Below are 18365 nucleotides of genomic sequence, written 5' to 3'. Positions count from 1 at the left end.
GTACCCAAACCCGGGAGTGTACGGGTGCTAAGAGAATTCCGGGTACCTGCCGCGCCGGTCGGGCGACTGCGCAGCAGGATGGTCGGCCGCGCCTACTCGCCCGGTTTGGCGCCTTCCACCGGCGCATGGGTGGCGGCACGGCGCGCCAGCACGGCTTCGCGGTGGGCGATGTAGACGTTGGCGCCGATGATGATGGCCGCACCGATCAGGGTATGGCGTTCGATCGCCTCGCCGAACAGCCACCATCCCAACAGCGCCACCAGCGGCAGCTGCATGAAGCTGATCGGCTGCAATGCCGAGACTTCGCCCAGCTTGAGCGCGCGCGTCCAGAACAACTGCCCGGCGGTGCCGAAGATGCCGGTGGCCAGCAGCCACAGCCAGTCGATGCCCTGCGGCCAGCTCCACTGGAACAGCGCGGGCAGCAGCGACATCGGCACCCAGAACACGTAGGTGTAGAACACCACCGTATCCGAATCGTCGCTGCGCGAGAGCTGCTTGATCTGGATCGCGACGATGGCGCTGATCACTGCCGCCAGCAGCGCCACCAGCAGGCCCGGGCTGAAGGTGGACGAGCCCGGTCGCAGGATCACCAGCACACCGATGAAGCCCGCCGCCACCGCCAGCCAGCGCCGCATGCGCACTTGTTCCTGCAGCCACACCACTGCCAGCACGGTGACGAACAAAGGGGTGGAGTAGGACAGCGAGATGGCCTGCGACAACGGCAGATGCCCGATCGCCCAGAATCCGCACAGCATCGAGGCCAGGCCGATCAGGGTGCGGGCGAAGTATTGCGGCAGCTGGCGTGTGCGCGGCAGCGGCTTGCCCGGACGCACGATCAATGGCAACAGTGCCAGCAAGCCGAAGGCATTGCGGAAGAACGCGATCTCGGTGGTGGGGATGTGCGCGGACGCCAGGCGGATGCTGATGGCCATCAGCCCGAAGGCGAGCGTGCTGATCAGCATCCAGATGGCGGCGCGTACCGGCGCCGGCGCTGCCGTCACCAATGCGCTCCGATGATGCGCGGCTCCGGCTCCAGGATCACCGAGTAGCGCTCGCGCACCGATTCGGCGATGCGCCGCGCGAAATCCAGCAGCTGCGCGCCGCTGGCAGTGCCGTAGTTGACCAGCACCAGCGCGTGATCGGGCGACACGCCGGCATCGCCTTCGCGCCGGCCCTTCCAGCCGCATTGCTCGATCAACCACGCCGCCGACAACTTGCCCTGGCCGGCGTGCTCGCCGGGGTACACCGGCAGCTCGGCGAAGCTGGCCTGCAAGGCGGCGATCTGCTCGCTCGGCAGCAATGGGTTCTTGAAGAAACTGCCGGCATTGCCCAGCACATCCGGATCCGGCAGCTTGCGCCGGCGGATGTTGATCACCGCCTGCGCCACCTCGGCCGCACCGGCCAGCTCGGCCCCCATGCTGGCCAGTTCCTCGCGGATGCCCGCGTAGTCCAGCCGCAGTTCGTGCAGCAGCGGCAGGTTGAACTCCACCGCCACGATCAGGTAACGCTCGGGCTGCTGCTTGAACACGCTGTCGCGGTAGCCGAATGCGCAGTCGTCTGCAGCCAGCCGCACGAACTGCTGGCTCTGCCGATCGAAGGCCTCCACCGCGTGGATGAACTCGCCCACCTGCGCACCGTATGCGCCGATGTTCTGGATCGGGCTGGCGCCCACGGTACCGGGGATCAGCGCCAGATTCTCCAGGCCCGACAGGCCCTGCTGCAGCGAATACAGCACCAGCGCATGCCAGTTCGCGCCGGCACCGGCACGCACGATGGCGTGGTCGGCATGGTGCGCAATGATCGCGATGTCGCGGTTGTCGAAACACAGCACGCAACCCGGCGGGTCGCCGGCCAGCAGCACGTTGCTGCCGCTGCCCAGCACCAGCAGCGGTTCGCCCGCGATCTGCGGCGCTGCCAGCGCCTGCGGCAAGGCCCCGGGCGTGTCGATGCGCAGCAGCCAGCGTGCGGTGGCCTCCACATGAAACGTGTTCAATTCACGCAGCGAGGCGTGTTCGCTCAGGCGCCAGCCCGGTTGCACGGCCTCGCTCATAGCGGCGACACCGCGCCGCCGCTGGGTGCCTCGCGGCGGCGGCGGATCGCATCCACGCATTCGCCGATCAGCGGTGGCCCGCGATACACCAGGCCGCTATAGCACTGCACCAGACTCGCGCCAGCGGCCATTTTCGCCACCGCATCGGCGCCGGAGGTGATGCCGCCCACGCCGATCAGCGGAATCGCTTCGGGCAGGCGCGCGCGCAGGCGGCGCAGCACCAGGGTGGACTGCCCCAGCAGCGGTGCGCCGGACAGACCACCGGCCTCGGCGGCCAGCGGGTGATTGGCCACCAGCGTGCGCGTGACCGTGGTGTTGGTGGCGATCACGCCGTCCACGGCCAGATCGGCCAATACGCGCGCGGCCGCATCGATGTCGCGGTCGTTGAGGTCCGGCGCCACCTTCACCAGCATCGGCACGCGCTTGCCATGTTGCGCGCCCAGCGCTTCCTGGGTTTCGCGCAGCTCGGCGATCAGGCGCCGCAGCGCCTGTTCTTCCTGTAGCTCGCGCAGTCCGGCGGTATTGGGCGAGGAGATGTTGACGGTGATGTAGTCGGCCAGGGGGTACACCCGCTCCATGCAGTAGCGGTAATCGCCTGTGGCCTCTTCGTTGGGGGTGTCCTTGTTCTTGCCGATGTTGATGCCGAGCAGGCCGTCGCGCCGGCGCGCGCGCTGCACATTGGCCACCAGCGCATCCACACCCAGATTGTTGAAGCCCATGCGGTTGATCACCGCCTGATACTCGGGCAGGCGGAACATGCGTGGCTTCGGATTGCCCTCCTGCGCGCGCGGGGTCACCGTGCCGATCTCGACGAAGCCAAAGCCCAGCGCCATCAGCGCGTCGATATGTTCGCCATTCTTGTCCAGCCCGGCGCCGAGCCCGACCGGATTGGGAAACATCAGCCCGAAGGCGGGCGTGGGCAGCGGCACCGGGCGCCTGGCCAGCAGCGCGATGGTGCCGGCGCGGTAGGCGGTCTCGATCGAGCGCAATGCCAGCGCGTGGGCGCGTTCGGCATCCAGGGAAAACAGCAGGGGGCGGGCAAGCGAATACATGCGGGTCAGTTCAAACTCCCGGCGAAGATGCGGGTCTGGTAATGGAAGTCGATCACCCCGTCGTGCGCGTACGCATCGAACAGGGCGCGTAGCGCGGCCAGCATCGGCGCATGCCGCGCATCGTGTGCCAGCGGCGCATACGAAGAGGACAGCAGCCGGCCACGCAAGGCGTCGAAATCCAGCCGCTGCACGTTCGGAAAACGCGCCATCGCCCGGAACCCATCGCCGAACCAGGCCTGCATGGTGGCATCGTCCTGATAGCGTTCGGCTACCGCCGAATAGTCGGTGCCGTAGTCCAGCAACAGTTGTTCGTAGCCGCGCAGGAAGGCGGTGCTCTCCAGTTCGCGCGAGTTCCAGTACACCACCGCCAGGCCACCGGGCTGCAGGATGCGGGCCCACTCGCCGCGCACCGCCTGCATGTCGAACCAGTGGAAGGCCTGCGCTGCCGACACCAGGCCCACGCTGGCATCGGCCAGCCCGGTCGCCTCGGCGGTACCGTCGATCGCCTGGAACCGGGGAAATTCCGCCAGCCATTGCTGCGCGGCCGCGCGCATGGCCGGGTTCGGTTCCACCGCGGTGACTGCGTAGCCGGCTTCCAGGAACAGGCGGCTGGAGATGCCGGTGCCGGCGCCGATATCGGCCACCGGCAGAGCAGGGGTGACGCCCAATTCGTCGTGTAGCCAGAGCAGCAGCTGCGGCGGATAACTCGGCCGGTAGCGAACATACGCCGCCACCCGGTCGTTGAAGCGCTGTGCCGAGGAGGGCGCGGCCGTACTCAACTGTTGGCGGCCGCCAGCCACGCCATGCCACCGAAGAACAGGACGAAAACGGCAACGCCCAACACCCACAGTGCCAGGGCCAGCCAGCCCAGGATCAGGCCGCCGATCGCCAGCCCGTCCCCGTCCAGCCCCTGCGGATTGCGGCGGATTTCCGCGCGCGCCATGTGCCCCGTGATGATGGCGCAGACGCTGCCGAGGAACGGAATCAACGTCCAGCCGAGAATGCCGGCCACCAGGCTGACGATGGCCATGGCGCTGGTCTGTCGAACGACAACGTTCATCATGAACTCCTTGAGGGGCCGGCAGCCGGCGGCTGGCGTGGCACGATTATCCCAGAGCGGCCGCCCAAAAGGCGTGCCGGTTGAGGCGAACCGTGCGGTATGGCCGGCTTCGAGCGGGGCCAGCGGAGCCGGGGCAAGCTGCGACAACGCATCGAACGCGCTCTGGATGCGTCGGCGGCATGGCCGGGCAGGAGCGAACGGCTGGGTGCAGGCATGCGTTCAAGACTGCCGGGTCCAGCCGGATCACACGCCCTGCATGCAGCAAGAGCTGCCTCTTTGCACGCCGCGGGGGTGTCCCAACGCGCCGGAGCGGTGTCCGGCGCGAGCGCCTGGCATCAGAGATCGAACTTGATGCCCTGGGCCAGCGGCAGCGAATCGGAGTAGTTGATGGTGTTGGTCTGGCGGCGCATGTAAACCTTCCACGCGTCCGAACCGGATTCGCGGCCACCGCCGGTTTCCTTCTCGCCACCGAACGCACCACCGATTTCCGCACCGGAGGTGCCGATGTTGACGTTGGCGATGCCGCAATCGCTGCCCGCCGCCGACAGAAACTTCTCGGCTGCTTTCAGGTTCTGGGTGAAGATCGACGACGACAGGCCTTGCGGCACGCCGTTCTGCAACTCGATCGCCTCGTCCAGCGTGCTGTACTTCATCACGTACAGGATCGGCGCGAAGGTTTCGTGCTGCACCACCGCGTCGCTGTTCTGCAGCCCGGTCACGATCGCCGGCAGCACGAAGTTACCGGGGCGGTCGATGGCGGTGCCGCCGATTTCCACCGTGCCGCCGGCTGCCTTGGCCTTGGCGATCGATGCCAGGAACTGCTCCACCGCGCCCTGGCTGTTGAGCGGACCCATCAGGTTGGCCGGGTCGGTGGGGTCGCCGATCTTGCCGTCGAGCTGCTTGTAGGCCTTGATCAGCGTGGCCAGCACGGTGTCGTAGCGGGACTCGTGCACGATCAGGCGGCGGGTGGTGGTGCAGCGCTGGCCGGCGGTGCCGACCGCGCCGAACACGATGCCGGGAATCGCCAGCTTCAGGTCGGCGGTTTCGTCCAGGATGATGGCGTTGTTGCCGCCCAGTTCCAGCAGGCAACGGCCGAGCCGGCGGGCCACTTTTTCGGCCACCACGCGGCCGATCTGGGTCGAACCGGTGAAGCTGATCAGCGGAATGCGCTTGTCGTCGACCAGCGTCTCCGACAGCGCGGTGCCGGCATCGTTGATCAGGAAGAAGATGTCCGGGAAGCCGGCATCCTTGAGCGCCGCGTTGCAGATCTTCATCGTCGCGATCGCGGTCAGCGGCGTCTTGTTGGACGGCTTCCAGATGCAGATGTCGCCGCAGATCGCTGCCAGGAACGCATTCCACGCCCACACCGCCACCGGGAAGTTGAACGCACTGATGATGCCCACCAGCCCCAGCGGCTGGTATTGCTCGTACATGCGGTGGCCGGGACGCTCCGAATGCATGGTGTAGCCGTAGAGCATGCGGCTCTGGCCCACCGCGAAATCGGCGATATCGATCATCTCCTGCACTTCGCCGTCGCCTTCGGGCTTGCTCTTGCCCATCTCCAGCGCCACCAGCGAACCGAGGGCGTCCTTGTGCGCACGCAGCGCTTCGCCACACAGACGCACCGCTTCGCCGCGACGCGGCGCCGGCGTGGTACGCCACACCTTGAAGGCGGCCTGCGCACGCGCCACGATCAGCTCGTAGTCGTCCGGCGTGGTGGCCTGCACATCGGCGATCACCGCGTTGGTGGTCGGATTGAGCGGCTGCAGCACCCCAGCACCGGTGGCCTGCGACCAGGTCGCCTCGCCGAGATAGGTGCCGGAATTGGACGCGGCGAGGTCGAGCGCCTTGAGCAGGTCAGCGGACATGGGATCTCCTGGAAACGGTGGCGGTCGCGCGGCGGCGAGGCCGGCCCACGACACGGGTAGCCGGCGATTTTAGCAGGCTCCACCCACCCCGGCCGACTTGGCAAGCTGGCTGAACATGCGACAATGCCGCCCTTGGCCCCGTAGCTCAGCTGGATAGAGCGTCCCCCTCCTAAGGGGAAGGTCGCCCGTTCGAATCGGGCCGGGGTCACCAGACCGAGAGCCTTTGTTCCAGATGGCCGCATGAGCTGGCGGGACGATAGGGGCCTGCCAGCTGCCGCGTTGAGAAGGCAGGGCGTTGACGGCACCGCGTCAGTAGAGGCTTGCGCATTGTTTCCCAGGTCAGCGCATTGGGCTCAGGTCGGCTGCCACAACTCTGCCTTGTTGCCGTCGGGGTCGATGACCCAGGCAAACAGCCCGAATTCCGAGGTGGTGACGGTCTCCGATACCTGGCAACCGGCGGCTCTCAGCCGTTCAACCAGCGACTCCACATCATCGACGCGGTAGTTCACGATGAACGGGGCTGCGGTGTTCTCGAACTGGCTGCTCGCCTGATCGTGAATTGCCCATGCCAGCGGGTTCTCGAGGCTTCCCTCTCGCGATCCCGTATCGAACACGGTTCTACCCCAGGCTTGTACATCGATTCCCAGCTGCGTTGCATACCAGGTGCGTAATGCAGCCGCGTCGTTGGACTTGATGATGATCCCGCCGATCCCGTTCACTGCGTGCATGCCCGATTCCTTTGACTGAGTGGGTTGATGACCAACAGCGGAGCCGTTCCCTGCGTCCAGATTCGGCTGCCGCGCAACGACGATAAAGTACTGCGAGTTCAGCCGCTTGCCAGATCTTGCTCAGATGACGATCAGCCAAACGCCATCCCTCACCACGGTCCAGAGCGTGAATCGTGCGCTCGACTACATCGAGGTCAATCTCGCCGGGAAGCTTTCGCTGTCCCTGATTGCTGGCGCTGCCTGTGTGTCACCTTTCAAAAGTGGCGGCATTGGTGTGCTGCGGAAGCTCTCCGCTACGGGCATGCAGCACCATCTAATCATCCCCGCTCGTCTTGACGCGCGGCAAACGGGTCAGTAGGCTGCGCCAAAAGTAGTGTCAAATTTATGACATCTATCTTGGATAGTATAGAACGCCCGATAAAACTGGATTTTAATCACAGGGAGAGTGATATGAATATCATGCCATCGGAAGGTATTAAGGCTCTTCGCCTATCCGTCCTAATGCTAATAGAGTTGTTATCGGTAACGCCAGTTGACGTGATGGCTGCGTCTTACTATGGCGCGCCGTATTACGTTAATTCGATCTATGGAAGTCGTTCATTTGGTTCAGCGAGCGCGGGCGCCGAGTGGCTGGTTGGGCAAATGACCAAAGGTTGCATGTCGAAACCTCAGGGTTGTTCATCTTGGCCAGTTATCAAATATAGCGCAACCACAACGGGTGCGTTTGTGATGTGGCCCAATGACCCAACCGGACTGGGCTATTTTGTGGAAGCGACAAAGTATGCCGTCGGCTCGCCAAAGAAGAATCTTGGCAGCTGCAGCATGCCCTGTAGCGGCGGTCTCGGCGCTAGCAGGGACGGAACTGGCCCACGCGGTAGCCGTGATAGTGCTGCCGTGGCGAACAAACCTGGATCAGTTTTTGAAGGCGATCCAATCAATACCGCGACAGGGAATTTTTATCGTCAAGATACAGACTATGATAACCCGAGTGGTCTTGTGTTTCGTCGATTTTACAATAGCTCGTTGTCGGTTTCCTCGACCTCAATGGGGCAGCAGTGGCGCCATTTCTTTGATCGGAGCCTGGAGATTCAGCGCTCCACGAGCGCGGTAACTGACACACAGGCGATCAATGCATATCGTCCAGATGGAAGCTCGGTGACGTTCCAGCTGACTAATGGAGTATGGAAGGCTAGTGCTGATTACTCAGAGACGCTCGTCGAACGGCCCGACGGAGCAGGCTTCGCATTGGCGATTTCAGCGACGCAGCAGACAGAGATTTATGATGCAAAGGGTCTCTTGCAGGAGGTCTACGATAAGGCAGGTCAGAGGGTGTATTTACTGACCTATAGTCTACCTGATGCTACAGGTATGGGCGGCGGAATTCTTTTGAGTGTGGCCGATAGAAGCGGCCGGCAAATGCTCTTTGATTACGATAGTTCGTCAAGATTGGCTGGAGTAACGCTACCTGATAAAGGCAGGATGTTTTACTCATATGACGCAAATGGATACCTTGCTTCGGTGAAATACCCTGATGGAAAATCGATCGGCTATCTTTACAATGAGAGCAGCTTTACGGCGGGGAATAAGCTTCCTGGCGTGCTGACTGGCGTAATTGATGAAAAAGGTGTTAGGTATGAAACGATCACATATCAATCATCTAGAAAAGCAACCTCTGCATCATTTGCTGGTGGAGTTGACACTACGAAAATTGATTACGATGCATATTCCACTAATGGAATAGTCAATTCTTCTGTGATTGGCCCCTTAGGTGCGCGTAGCTACTTGAAGTTTGTTGATGCTGCGACTGGCGCAATACGCTTTGCAAGCTCTGGTTTGCCTTGCGGTACGCAATGCAATCAACCATACAAGGCCATTACATACGATGCGAATGGTTACATCGCGTCTACGATGGATTTTCAGGGTAACAAAACGCAGACCAGCTTCGATACCAATGGTTTGCTTCAGCAGCAGATTGATGCGGTAGGCTCTGCGCAACAGAGAACTATGAATACTGTCTGGGACACGGCTATCCGTGAACCGCTTGAACGAACTGTTCTTGACGCTACTAATGCAGTCAAAGCGAAATCGAAATGGGCTTACAACGTCAGCGGTTTGCAGACCGCCAGCTGCGAGATCAACACCGCTGTGACGACAGCTGTTTCCTACGTGTGTGGAAGCGCGGCAAATGCACCTGCTGGCGTCCGTCAGTGGCGCACAAGCTACTGTGAAAAAGTCGACGCAGTCAATTGTCCGCAGGTTGGTTTGGTTCTCTCGGTAGACGGGCCTCGTACAGATGTGAGCGATGTCAAGGCATACCGCTATTTCAGCACTAGTGACGAATCTGGATGTGGCACGGTAGGCGGGCGATGCCACCGGGTTGGTGACCTCTTTCAAATAACAGATGCGTTAGGGCATGTCACCACATATGCGTCATATGACAGCAATGGGAGGCCGGCACGAGTTCTCGATTCGAATGGGGTCACGACTGACTTTAGCTATTCGCCTCGCGGATGGCTGACGTCCAAGATCACCAGATCCGATGCCAGTGGCGGTGCTTCTGCTCAGGATCGTGTAACGATGATCAAGTATGATGAGACAGGCAACGTCAGTCAGGTTATCGGGCCTGATGGCGACGTAGTGACGTATGACTATGATGCGGCGCACCGTTTGACAGGCATAACTGATGGTGCTGGTAATAGTTTACATTATTCGCTGGATGTTGCAGGAAATCGGCTGAAGGAAGATGTCAAAGATCCGTCCGGAAATGTCAAAAAAACTCTAACTCGCATTTACAACAAGCTAGGGCAATTGCAGACACAGGCGGATGCGTCTGCTAATCCGACTGATTTTTCGTATGATCTCAACGGTGATCTAAATTTAGTGACTGATGCGCTGGGGCGCAAGACACAGCTGGATCCGGACCCTCTGCGTCGTGTCGCACATACGCTTCAAGATGTGGGCGGGCTGGCGGTGGAGACAACGCAGCAATTGGATGCGCTGGACCGCGTTACCGCCTTAGTCGATCCCAAGGGTCTGACTACTCGTTACGATTACAACAGCCTCGGCGACCTCAGCAAGCTGACTAGTCCGGATACCGGCGCAACGACCTACAGCTACGATGCTGCCGGTAACCGTACACTCGAAGCGACTGCCCGCGGGGTCAAAATCAGTTCAAGCTACGACGCGTTGGGACGATTGACCAAGCTGAGCTATCCGACTAGCGCTTTCAACATTACTTATACCTACGATTCCGCGCCCGCCAGTTGCCAGGCAGGAGAGACCTTTGCGACAGGCCGCCTTGCTTCTATCAAGGACGGCAGCGGGACGACAGACTATTGCTACAACGGCTTCGGTGAGCTTGTGCGTAAGTTGCAGACCACCAATGGCAAGGCCTTGGCGTTGCGCTATGCCTACACCGCAGCCGGTCGCCTGACCAGCGCGGTCTATCCCGATGGCGCCAAGGTGGACTATGTCCGTAACAGGCTGGGGCAGGTTACAGAAGTGGGCTATACGCCCGCGGCAGGTACCCGCCAGATCCTGTTGAAGAACATCAGCTATCTGCCGCTTGGCCCGATCGCAGGCTGGACCTATGGCAATGGCCGCGTACTGACACGCGCCTATGATCAGGACTATCGCCCGAAAGCAATTCAGGACACGAGCGCCGGAGGTCTGGATGTCGGTTTTGGTTTCGACCCGGTCGGCAATCTGTCCAAACTGACCCCGGCCGGCGGCACTGTTGCGGATGCCACTCTGGGCTATGACCCGCTTGGCCGGTTGACCGAGTTCAAAGACGGCGTGACCGGCACGGTGCTGGATGGCTACACCTACGACAAGACAGGTAACCGTCAGAGCAGTAAATCGGCAGCCGGCGAAGTCGCTTACACCTATGAGGTAAACAGTCATCGCCTGACCAAAGTAGGTGCGACACCACGTATCTACAACGCAGTAGGCGATACCACTTCGATCAACGGAACCGAGCGCGAATTCGTTTACGACGTGACCGGCCGCATGAGCCAGGTCAAGCGCAATGGCGTGGTGGTACGCGAGTACCGTTACAACGGCAAGGGCGAGCAGGTCCGTCGCTTCCTCGGTACTGCAAATATTTACACGCTCTATGACGAGTCCGGCCACTGGATGGGTGATTACGACAAAGCCGGCAAGCCACTGCAGCAAGCGATCTGGCTGGATGACATGCCGGTGGGAGTCACAGGTACAGATGCCAAGCTGGTCTATATCGAGCCTGATCACTTGGGTAGCCCGCGCGTTGCAGTTGATCCAGCGCGCAATGTGGCTGTGTGGGCCTGGAACTTGAAGGGAGAGGCGTTTGGGAGTACGGCGCCGAATCAAGATCCTGATCAAGATGGTGCAGGTTTCGTGTTGGATATGCGGTTTCCAGGGCAGCGCTACGATGCAATAAGTGGGCTAAATCAGAACTATTTTCGAGATTTTGATGTTTCCGTCGGGCGATATATTCAGAGCGATCCTATTGGGTTAAATGGCGGAGTTTCTGCATATTCCTACGTCGAAGGCGATTCTCTCTTTTCTAAAGATCCACTTGGCCTGGAAAAGTGGGTTTGGATTTCCCCTATCCGAGATCCGGTTATTTATTCGGGGGCTAGGGCTGATGAAGATAGGCCTGGCGTCTTGACAATTTATGCGCATGGAGGTCCGAATGCAGTGAACGGTCCATCCTTCTTTAATAAGTATGGCCTCGCATTCAGCGCTGATCAGGTTGCAGATATTATTGAGGATAGTTCTTGGAACCGTAAGGATGTTGTTTGGTTGAAATCGTGCAACACGGGAAAAGATCCCAATGGGTTTGCTCAACAATTAGCTAATCGGCTTGGTGTGACCGTTTATGCGCCAAACGCTCAAGTTTGGTTTAATAGGCAGGGTGTTATTGGCCCGATGCCAAGGGTAGGTGGAGTAGGAAAAGCTGATTATTCAAATCCTGGGCAGTACACTCCATTTCGCCCAATGCCTCGGGTCGGGAAGTGATGAAAAAAAATACTTGTTTATTTCTGACGATCTTGTTAGCTGCCTGCGGTGCTAAAAGTCCGAGTGATGCCTTTGTTGTTTCAGATTCAAAATTAGAGCGTCTGACTAGAGAGGCTGATTCTGGTGATCTGGCAGCAGTAAAAATTCTTATAGCCCATTATGATGCTACTTCGGGAAATGAAGAGGCCAGTGAAAGGTGGAGAGCTAAAGCAAGGTTGCTTGGGGATGCGGATGAGTTGTATTATTATTCGGCAAGGCTGTCTACGGAGGCTAAGAGGAGTAATGATCGTAAAGAAAGGCGTGCAATGTTATTGGAATCGCTTAGAGCGGCAAGGCGTTCATATGCAATTCGCCCTAATGAATCTGCTAAAAAATTAATTGATGAGGCAAGTCAATCTTTAGTTTATTTGGAGGGCGCTGAGTAGCGGTGGTTTACTTTCAGGTCATCGAGAGTTGTTGATTAAGGTGGCGTGACAAAATCTTGCTCGCGAATGTGTAATTTATTCCATATTTTGCAGTTTGATGGCTTTAAGTGGGTTCAGGTTTTTAAGTGCCAGCGTGTAACTTGTGATGCAAAAATATTGGTAGGATTAACTGCCAGTGGGTCTGGGTAAAGCGGCGAATTCACCAAATTTATTGTGGTTGTAGTGGGGTAGAGAGGTTTGCTGTTTGCAGCAGACATAAAAGGCTCTGAGGCGAACGCTGCGATACGTTCATCAAGCCTACCTGTGCCTAACCACCCGCACTCCCACTGGCCTCGCAAACTTGTCCATCGTCACCGATGAGATACGACTGTGGCGCAGCAAGGCGCCGAGTTGTTCGGGGGCGCCCAGGCGCTGGTCGACTTCCGGTTCGGCCACCGTGCGGGGGCGTTTGCGTTTGTCGGCGTTGGCGAAGCGCAGGCGGTTGTATTCGGCCCAGCCGACGGTGGTGATGGCGCTCATCAGTGCGATCACCGGCAGCGCGCCCAGCGCGAACGGGTCCAGGGCGTTGTGCTCGAGATACAGCTCCATATAGGCGCTGCGCAGGCCGAAGAACCAGGCGATCAGCGTTGCCAGCGGTGCCCACAGATAGAAGTAGACCATCCAGGCGCCGGCGGTGGCCGCGCCATAGGCGAGGCGGCGCGAGCGGCCGAGGCGTTGCGGCAGGTTGATGATGGGTGGCGTCATTGAATTCCTCGGTCGGGGCTTTTCCAGCGGGCGCGCGTATTGCGTCGGGCGATGAGCGCGCGGGGGAAGGCGATCACGGAGGTGAACATGCCGATCGCCCAGAACGCGGCCGGGTACCAGATCACCCAGAAGAACTGGCGTGCCAGACCCTTTTCGTAGCGGCGCTCGATCAGCAGGCTGGTGCCGAACTGCAGCAGGCACACCACCGCCAGCACCAGGCCGTGCCAGCGCGGCAGGATGGTGTCCACATACAGGGCGGGCGGCAGCGCGATGAACTTGCCCAGTGCCCACAGCACGACGATCAGCAGCATCACGTAGGCCCAGATCAGGCTCAGGCCGTATTCCAGCAGCACGCCCCACATGCGCCGGCTGCGCCAGGCGAGCGCGCGCCGGCCATGGCTGAGCAGCACCTCCACCCCGCCGCGTGCCCAGCGCAGGCGTTGCATCCACAGCCCGCGGAAGGTTTCCGGCATCAGGATCCAGCACAACGCGTTGGGCTCATAGCGGATGTCCCAGCCGTCCAGTTGCAGGCGCCAGGAAATGTCGATGTCTTCGGTGACCATGTTGTCCGACCAGAAGCCGACGTGGTGCAGGGCCGAACGGCGAAACGCGCAGATCACGCCGGAAACGGTGAACAGCCGGCCGTACACACGCTGCGCGCGCTTGATCAGCCCCACGATGGCGGAGAACTCGCCTACCTGCATGCGTCCCATCAAGGTGGTGCGGTTGCGCACGCGTGGGTTGCCGGTCACGCCGCCTACGCGTGGGCCGGCGATCAGGTGGCCCACCATCCAGCGCGTCGCGTTAGGATCGAGGATCGCATCGGCATCCACGCACACCAGGTAGTCCGAGCGCGCGGCCAGGGTGCCGACGCGCAAGGCATTGGCCTTGCCGTGGTTCTGTTCGAGGTGTACCACGCGCAGGCGCGGGTGCTGATGGGTCAGATCGTCCAGCACCTCGGCGGTGCGGTCGGTGCTGCCATCGTTGATCGCGATGATCTCGTAGTCGGGATACTGCTGTGCGCTCATCGCCGCGATGGTTTCGGCGACGTGTTTGGCCTCGTTGTAGCAGGGCATCAGCAGCGTGACGAACGGTTCGCTGGCCATCGACGGTGGCCGGGACGGGCCGGGCGTGCCGCGTTCGCGCCGCAGGTAGTAATGGATGCCGCCGATCATCCAGAAGAACGCCATGATGATCGGGTAGTAGAACGCAAAGTTGAACAGGGCGACCAGTAACAGGCTGGACGTCATCGGTCATCGCTCGAGATAGGGAAATTGGCGCGCGGACATCGCTTCGCGCGCTTCGGGCAGGGAGGGATGGCCGCCAATGAAATCGTCGGGGTAGTACGCCAGGTGACGCGCGCCCGCTGCCAACAGCAGCTGGCTATGCGCAAGCAGGACGCCATCGGGCAGCGGCTTGCCGGTGCGCCAATCCACGGTCTGCAGTTCGAAGATGGTGGTGTCGAAGCCACCGGGATGTTCACCCACGCGTTTGACCAGCTGCGCCAGCCAGGATTGCGGATCGTCGGCCTTCTCCATGTAAGGCATGGCCATCAAGGCGGTGTAGTCGTATGCCGCGGCGAATGCGTCCAGCCGTTGCGCGAACCAGGCTTCGCTGTGCGGTTCCAGCACCGGCTGTGCGAACAGGTTGCGCACCGTCACCAGCTTCGGGCGCCAGCGTTCAGCCGCGTTCTTCAACTGCTGGGTGAAGCCGATCAGGGCCTGGGTGCGCCGGGCCGGATCGCCATTGCCATAGGCGGGCAGCTCGTCGTCGCGCAGGTAGGCATCGTCGTGGAACAGCAGGCCTTCGAAATACGCATTGGCCGCAAGGTCTTCGTAGATATCGCTCACCAGTGTGCGCGTGCGCAGGTTGCCCGGATCCAGGCGCGGAACGTCTTTGGGGTCGTTGCCGCGAATCTGCAGGCTGGCCTGCTGCTGCGCATCGGGTAGATGAAATCCCAGCACCGGCAGCCAGGCGAATACGCGCACGCCGGCGCGGGTGCGCAGCTGCCAGGCCACCCGCCCGAACAGGTCCGCGCGCATCGGCAGATGCCGGTTGGGGAAATACAGCGCGTCGGCCGCACCGTCGCCATCCGGATCGGCGAAGGCCTGCAGGAACACATGGCTGGGGCCGATGTCCTTGATGCGTTGGACCAGGATGTCGAGGTTGCGCGCCAGCTGTGCAGGATCCGGGTCGTAGACGTAGTCCAGATCCACCTGGATGGCGCGCAGGCCGTCGCGCGACAGGTCGCGTCGCAGTTCGCCGGCCAGGTCGCGCACATCGGGGTTGTTGAACAGCAACAGGCGGCCGAGGCTGGCCAGCGATTGCCCGTCCACGCGGTCGCGGCCCTGCTGGCCGATATCGGCTTCGTGCGAACGGCCTTCCAGGTCGAAACTGAGCGTCATGCCCAGTTGCGCGGCAATGGCGTTGCTGGCGCGGTTGTAGGCGGCGTAAGGCCACACCATCGCGCGCGGCGGTTTGCCAAGATGCGCCACGATCGCGTCGCGGCTGCGGCGCAGATCGGTCTGGATCCGCTGGCGGTAGTCCGCTTCGTTCTCGTAGCCGCTTTCCGCATGCCACTGGCGCGTCACTGCGGCAGGCGTCTGGTTGCCGAACGGATTACCGGCGATGCCCTTGTGCAGATCGTCGCTGTGCGAGCCGATTTCCACCAGGCCACTGTCCTGCATCTCGCGCAGTTGGGCCCAGGTCACGAAGTCGTCGCCGGTGAAGTCGCGCGGGCCATAGGGCACCACTTGGCCGGCAGGCAGTTCGACCCAACTGGTGACCGGTGCGACCAGCGCCGGATATCCATACGCCTGCAACAGCGGAAACACCCGCGTATACACGCTGCGCAGGCCATCGTCGAAAGTGAGCAACACCGGCCGCGAAGGCAGTGGGCGCCGGCCGGCGCGTGCATCCAGCACCTGTTGCACGCTCACCGGGTGATACGCATGCGAGCGCAGCCAGTCCAGATGCGCAGCGAAGTTGCTGGTGGACACCGCATAGCGATCCGGGTCGCCCTTGGCTGCGACGTCGTCGCGGATATCGTGGTAGCTGAGTACCAGCAGGCCGGCCCGCGCCGACGAAGCGAAGCTCATCAGCAGCAGCGCGAGCAGCAACAGCGGCAGGCGGATCAAGGCGTACCTCCCCATCGGAAATCCAGGTCCAGTCCAAGTTGTTGTTCGCGCCGGCCGTCGTAGACCGGTCGCGACCAACTGACGCCATACGTCAGGGCGCTGCCGTCGCCCAGCGACCACAGATGCCGGTAGGCCAGCGCGGGCACCCATTGGCTGCCAAAATCCGACTGATAGGTCGGCCCGGCGGTCACCTCCAACCGCTGCCGGAAGGCGTAGTCGTAACGGCGCCAGCCGATCTGTTCGATACGCATGCCGGCAGCTACACCGACGCTGCGACGCGGATTGAAATAGTCGACAACGCGGTCGTCCTCGGCGGCAGACACCGATGCTGCAAGCAGCCCGTCGAGCAGCAGATGCGGATTGGCCCACAGCCGCTGGCTGCCGGAGAGATCCAGTTGATTGCGCCGGTTGCCATCGCTGTAGCGTAATCGCCGTGCCTGCAGCTCCCAGCGGCGTTCATCGCTGGGTGTCCAACGCACGCTGGCGCCGATGCTGTCGGCGGTGATGCCCAGACGGCGTGCCTGCAACGAGGCTTCCGGATCGCGCGTGCGCCAGGCAACGCTGGCATACCATGCATCGGAGAAGCGCCAACCGGCATCCAGTGCCCATGCGGTGCCATCGCGGTCGAAGTCGTCCAGCGCGCGACCACCGTAGGCGCTGAAATCCAGGCGGTCGTAGCGATAATGCGTGCCGAGCCAGAAGCTGCGATAGCGCACCCGCGTGTCCTGGAAATCCGCCCAGTCGTCGCGGCCACGCAGGCCGATACGCCAGCGCTCGCCGAGCAAGGGCGATTCGGCTTCGAGCAGCGTTCCGCCAAAATGATTGCCCAGCGGCGACACCGCCGTGGTGCGCTCGTCGTTGTCGCTGCGACCCCAGGACTGGCTCAGGTGCACCTGCCAGCCGCGCTGGCGTTGCAGCGACGCGCCCAGCCGTTGCAGGCCCACATCATCGGGATACTCGGTGCGCAGGGTCTGGAACTGTGCGTCGGCCAGGTCCAGCCGATCGAGATCGCGCTGGGTTTCGACCATGCCGCTGCGCGCCTGTTTCTGGTGCGGGTCCAGCGTCAGTGCGATCCGATTGCGCTGCAGTGCCTGTGTGGTGTGGCCGCGTCGGGCCTGGATCGACGCCAGCGCGGCCTGCAGCTCGGCATTGTCCGGACCGATGGAAACGCGCTCGCGCAGCAGGCGTTCCGCGTTGCGATTGTCGTTGGCCGCGGAGCGCGCGGTGGCAAGCGCGATGTCGGCGCTGAAGCGGTCCCAGTTTTCGTAACCGCTGGTGGCACCAGCGCGTCGCGGCCAGGGAGCCTGCGTGGCGGCCAGGCGTTCGAACACGGGCATTGCCGCATCGAAGCGCTCCTGTTCGAGCAAGGCGTAGCCCAGCAGGACCTGCGTATTGAAATCGTCCGGGTTGTGCTGCAGGGCCTGACGCAGCACCGCTTCGGCTTCGGCAGGGCGGCGCAACCCCATCAGCGAGTCACCGACGGTTGGCAGCACGTATGTGGGTACCTCGATGCCCTGCGCGCGCAACGCCTGGTACCCGGCCACCACATCGCGGTGACGCTGGCGCTGATTGAGCGCGATCAGGCGATCGATGCGCAGCCGCGTCGCCTCGCCGGCAACCTGCGGCGGTGCGCTGCGTTCGATGCGCGCCACGTTGGCCAATGCCTGATCGGTTTCCGCGTAGCGGTGCGCCGCATCGATCGGTTCGGCACTGGCCCAGCCGATCATGCGGGCGATGCGATCGTTGTCGAGACGGTCGCGTTCCTGCTGCGAGAACCAATCGGGATGACGCCAGACCGCTTCGGCGGCCAATTGCGCGCTGCCAAGGTCGCTAAGCGTGAATGCCCGCATCGTGTAGGCGCCCTTGTCGCGCGGGTCCTTACGCAGCACCCGCTCGTAGATCGCTAGTGCATCCGCATAGCGCTGCTGGCCACGGAGTCGCTCGGCCTGCTGCATGGGGGTCAAGGCGGAGGCGTCAGTCACCTCTGAGGGCCGCACTTCTGCGCTGCGCGCGGGGGGCGCACAGGTGGCAAACAACGCGAGGCCGAACAGGGGGGTGAGTGCGCCTAGGCGGTCAGGACGACCGAGCCGCACGGAATGCAGGCAAAGAACGGAAGAAGTTCACTAGCGATCCCGGCTATAAGGATCGGCGATACTGCGTATGCCCATGTAAAAACGACGTCGTCACAACGTTGGTGCGATGTTCATCGGTTGATTCCGCTAGCGAATGCCTGCGATGAAGGCGGTCGGAGCCAGGCACGGGCGGAACCGGTATCGCTTTGGTCGACTGTTTGCGGAGCGCGA

14 protein-coding genes and 1 tRNA gene are annotated in these 18365 nt (G+C 61.8%); 4 read left to right on the top strand and 11 right to left on the bottom strand.

Going from position 1 to position 18365, the window contains the following annotated elements; genetic code table 11:
* Window positions 1-92: 92 nt before the first annotated feature.
* The 6 genes from LL962_RS17355 to amaB all read right to left on the bottom strand — a co-directional run bounded on the left by LL962_RS17355 (window position 93) and on the right by amaB (window position 6030).
* Entirely contained in the window at window positions 93-1004 is a 912-nt protein-coding gene (locus LL962_RS17355; protein ID WP_228317799.1) for a DMT family transporter, read from the bottom strand.
* Window positions 998-2050 carry a UDP-N-acetylmuramate dehydrogenase gene (gene murB / locus LL962_RS17350; protein ID WP_104586401.1) on the bottom strand — a complete coding sequence of 351 codons (1053 nt, stop codon included), beginning with the start codon at window positions 2048-2050 and terminating at the stop codon, window positions 998-1000. The genes LL962_RS17355 and murB overlap by 7 nt, the downstream gene beginning before the upstream one ends.
* Window positions 2047-3102 (bottom strand): quinone-dependent dihydroorotate dehydrogenase, encoded by a 1056-nt coding sequence (locus tag LL962_RS17345; RefSeq protein ID WP_104586399.1) that lies wholly within the window; start codon window positions 3100-3102, stop codon window positions 2047-2049. The genes murB and LL962_RS17345 overlap by 4 nt, the downstream gene beginning before the upstream one ends.
* Before the next feature lie 5 nt (window positions 3103-3107).
* The gene (locus LL962_RS17340) at window positions 3108-3881 is read right to left on the bottom strand and encodes a class I SAM-dependent methyltransferase (protein WP_228317815.1); all 774 of its coding nucleotides are present in this window, start codon (window positions 3879-3881) and stop codon (window positions 3108-3110) included.
* Window positions 3878-4162 (bottom strand): DUF4190 domain-containing protein, encoded by a 285-nt coding sequence (locus LL962_RS17335; RefSeq protein ID WP_104586397.1) that lies wholly within the window; start codon window positions 4160-4162, stop codon window positions 3878-3880. Before LL962_RS17335 ends, LL962_RS17340 begins: the two co-directional genes overlap by 4 nt.
* A gap of 335 nt (window positions 4163-4497) precedes the next feature.
* On the bottom strand, window positions 4498-6030 hold the full coding sequence (gene amaB / locus LL962_RS17330) for an L-piperidine-6-carboxylate dehydrogenase (RefSeq protein WP_228317798.1): 1533 nt from the start codon (window positions 6028-6030) through the stop codon (window positions 4498-4500).
* Between the two features lie 134 nt (window positions 6031-6164).
* Here amaB and LL962_RS17325 point away from each other — a divergent pair.
* Window positions 6165-6241: transfer RNA gene (locus LL962_RS17325), tRNA-Arg, on the top strand.
* A gap of 142 nt (window positions 6242-6383) precedes the next feature.
* Here LL962_RS17325 and LL962_RS17320 read toward each other — a convergent pair.
* Window positions 6384-6758, bottom strand: coding sequence for a VOC family protein (locus tag LL962_RS17320; protein WP_228317797.1), 375 nt, complete (start codon window positions 6756-6758; stop codon window positions 6384-6386).
* 124 nt (window positions 6759-6882) lie between these two features.
* Here LL962_RS17320 and LL962_RS17315 point away from each other — a divergent pair, with 124 nt between their 5' ends.
* The 3 genes from LL962_RS17315 to LL962_RS17305 all read left to right on the top strand — a co-directional run bounded on the left by LL962_RS17315 (window position 6883) and on the right by LL962_RS17305 (window position 12181).
* Window positions 6883-7116, top strand: a complete 234-nt coding sequence (locus LL962_RS17315; RefSeq protein ID WP_228317796.1) for a hypothetical protein — start codon at window positions 6883-6885, stop codon at window positions 7114-7116.
* A gap of 92 nt (window positions 7117-7208) precedes the next feature.
* A complete protein-coding gene (locus LL962_RS17310; RefSeq protein ID WP_228317795.1) occupies window positions 7209-11756 on the top strand; it encodes an RHS repeat-associated core domain-containing protein in 4548 nt (1515 codons plus the stop codon).
* Window positions 11756-12181, top strand: coding sequence for a hypothetical protein (locus LL962_RS17305; protein WP_228317794.1), 426 nt, complete (start codon window positions 11756-11758; stop codon window positions 12179-12181). Before LL962_RS17310 ends, LL962_RS17305 begins: the two co-directional genes overlap by 1 nt.
* 297 nt (window positions 12182-12478) lie before the next feature.
* Here LL962_RS17305 and pgaD read toward each other — a convergent pair whose 3' ends face one another.
* From pgaD to pgaA, 4 genes are read right to left on the bottom strand one after another with little or no spacing between them, the layout of a single operon-like run.
* Complete coding sequence (gene pgaD, locus LL962_RS17300) at window positions 12479-12925, bottom strand: poly-beta-1,6-N-acetyl-D-glucosamine biosynthesis protein PgaD (RefSeq protein ID WP_228317793.1); 447 nt, start codon at window positions 12923-12925, stop codon at window positions 12479-12481.
* Window positions 12922-14175 carry a poly-beta-1,6-N-acetyl-D-glucosamine synthase gene (pgaC, locus tag LL962_RS17295; RefSeq protein WP_228317792.1) on the bottom strand — a complete coding sequence of 418 codons (1254 nt, stop codon included), beginning with the start codon at window positions 14173-14175 and terminating at the stop codon, window positions 12922-12924. The genes pgaD and pgaC overlap by 4 nt, the downstream gene beginning before the upstream one ends.
* A 3-nt stretch (window positions 14176-14178) precedes the next feature.
* A complete protein-coding gene (gene pgaB, locus LL962_RS17290; protein WP_228317791.1) occupies window positions 14179-16077 on the bottom strand; it encodes a poly-beta-1,6-N-acetyl-D-glucosamine N-deacetylase PgaB in 1899 nt (632 codons plus the stop codon).
* Window positions 16059-18017: a poly-beta-1,6 N-acetyl-D-glucosamine export porin PgaA gene (gene pgaA / locus LL962_RS17285; RefSeq protein WP_255626408.1), complete on the bottom strand. Its 1959-nt coding sequence runs from the start codon at window positions 18015-18017 to the stop codon at window positions 16059-16061. The genes pgaB and pgaA overlap by 19 nt, the downstream gene beginning before the upstream one ends.
* Window positions 18018-18365 lie beyond the last annotated feature (348 nt).

Source organism: Xanthomonas sp. NCPPB 1067 (genome assembly GCF_020783795.1).
GTDB classification, from domain to species: Bacteria; Pseudomonadota; Gammaproteobacteria; order Xanthomonadales; family Xanthomonadaceae; genus Xanthomonas; species Xanthomonas melonis.
Note: the sequence above shows the minus strand (reverse complement) of the source record. Positions and strands in the feature narration are given on the sequence as shown.

Bases quoted from the DNA above. Each gene is read 5' to 3' on its own strand.
- murB (WP_104586401.1), bottom strand. From the start codon at position 2,050: ATGAGCGAGGCCGTGCAACCGGGCTGGCGCCTGAGCGAACACGCCTCG.
- LL962_RS17345 (WP_104586399.1), bottom strand. From the start codon at position 3,102: ATGTATTCGCTTGCCCGCCCCCTGCTGTTTTCCCTGGATGCCGAACGC.
- LL962_RS17335 (WP_104586397.1), bottom strand. From the start codon at position 4,162: ATGAACGTTGTCGTTCGACAGACCAGCGCCATGGCCATCGTCAGCCTG.
- amaB (WP_228317798.1), bottom strand. From the start codon at position 6,030: ATGTCCGCTGACCTGCTCAAGGCGCTCGACCTCGCCGCGTCCAATTCC.
- LL962_RS17320 (WP_228317797.1), bottom strand. From the start codon at position 6,758: ATGCACGCAGTGAACGGGATCGGCGGGATCATCATCAAGTCCAACGAC.
- LL962_RS17315 (WP_228317796.1), top strand. From the start codon at position 6,883: ATGACGATCAGCCAAACGCCATCCCTCACCACGGTCCAGAGCGTGAAT.
- LL962_RS17310 (WP_228317795.1), top strand. From the start codon at position 7,209: ATGAATATCATGCCATCGGAAGGTATTAAGGCTCTTCGCCTATCCGTC.
- LL962_RS17305 (WP_228317794.1), top strand. From the start codon at position 11,756: ATGAAAAAAAATACTTGTTTATTTCTGACGATCTTGTTAGCTGCCTGC.
- pgaD (WP_228317793.1), bottom strand. From the start codon at position 12,925: ATGACGCCACCCATCATCAACCTGCCGCAACGCCTCGGCCGCTCGCGC.
- pgaC (WP_228317792.1), bottom strand. From the start codon at position 14,175: ATGACGTCCAGCCTGTTACTGGTCGCCCTGTTCAACTTTGCGTTCTAC.
- pgaB (WP_228317791.1), bottom strand. From the start codon at position 16,077: ATGGGGAGGTACGCCTTGATCCGCCTGCCGCTGTTGCTGCTCGCGCTG.
- pgaA (WP_255626408.1), bottom strand. From the start codon at position 18,017: ATGCAGCAGGCCGAGCGACTCCGTGGCCAGCAGCGCTATGCGGATGCA.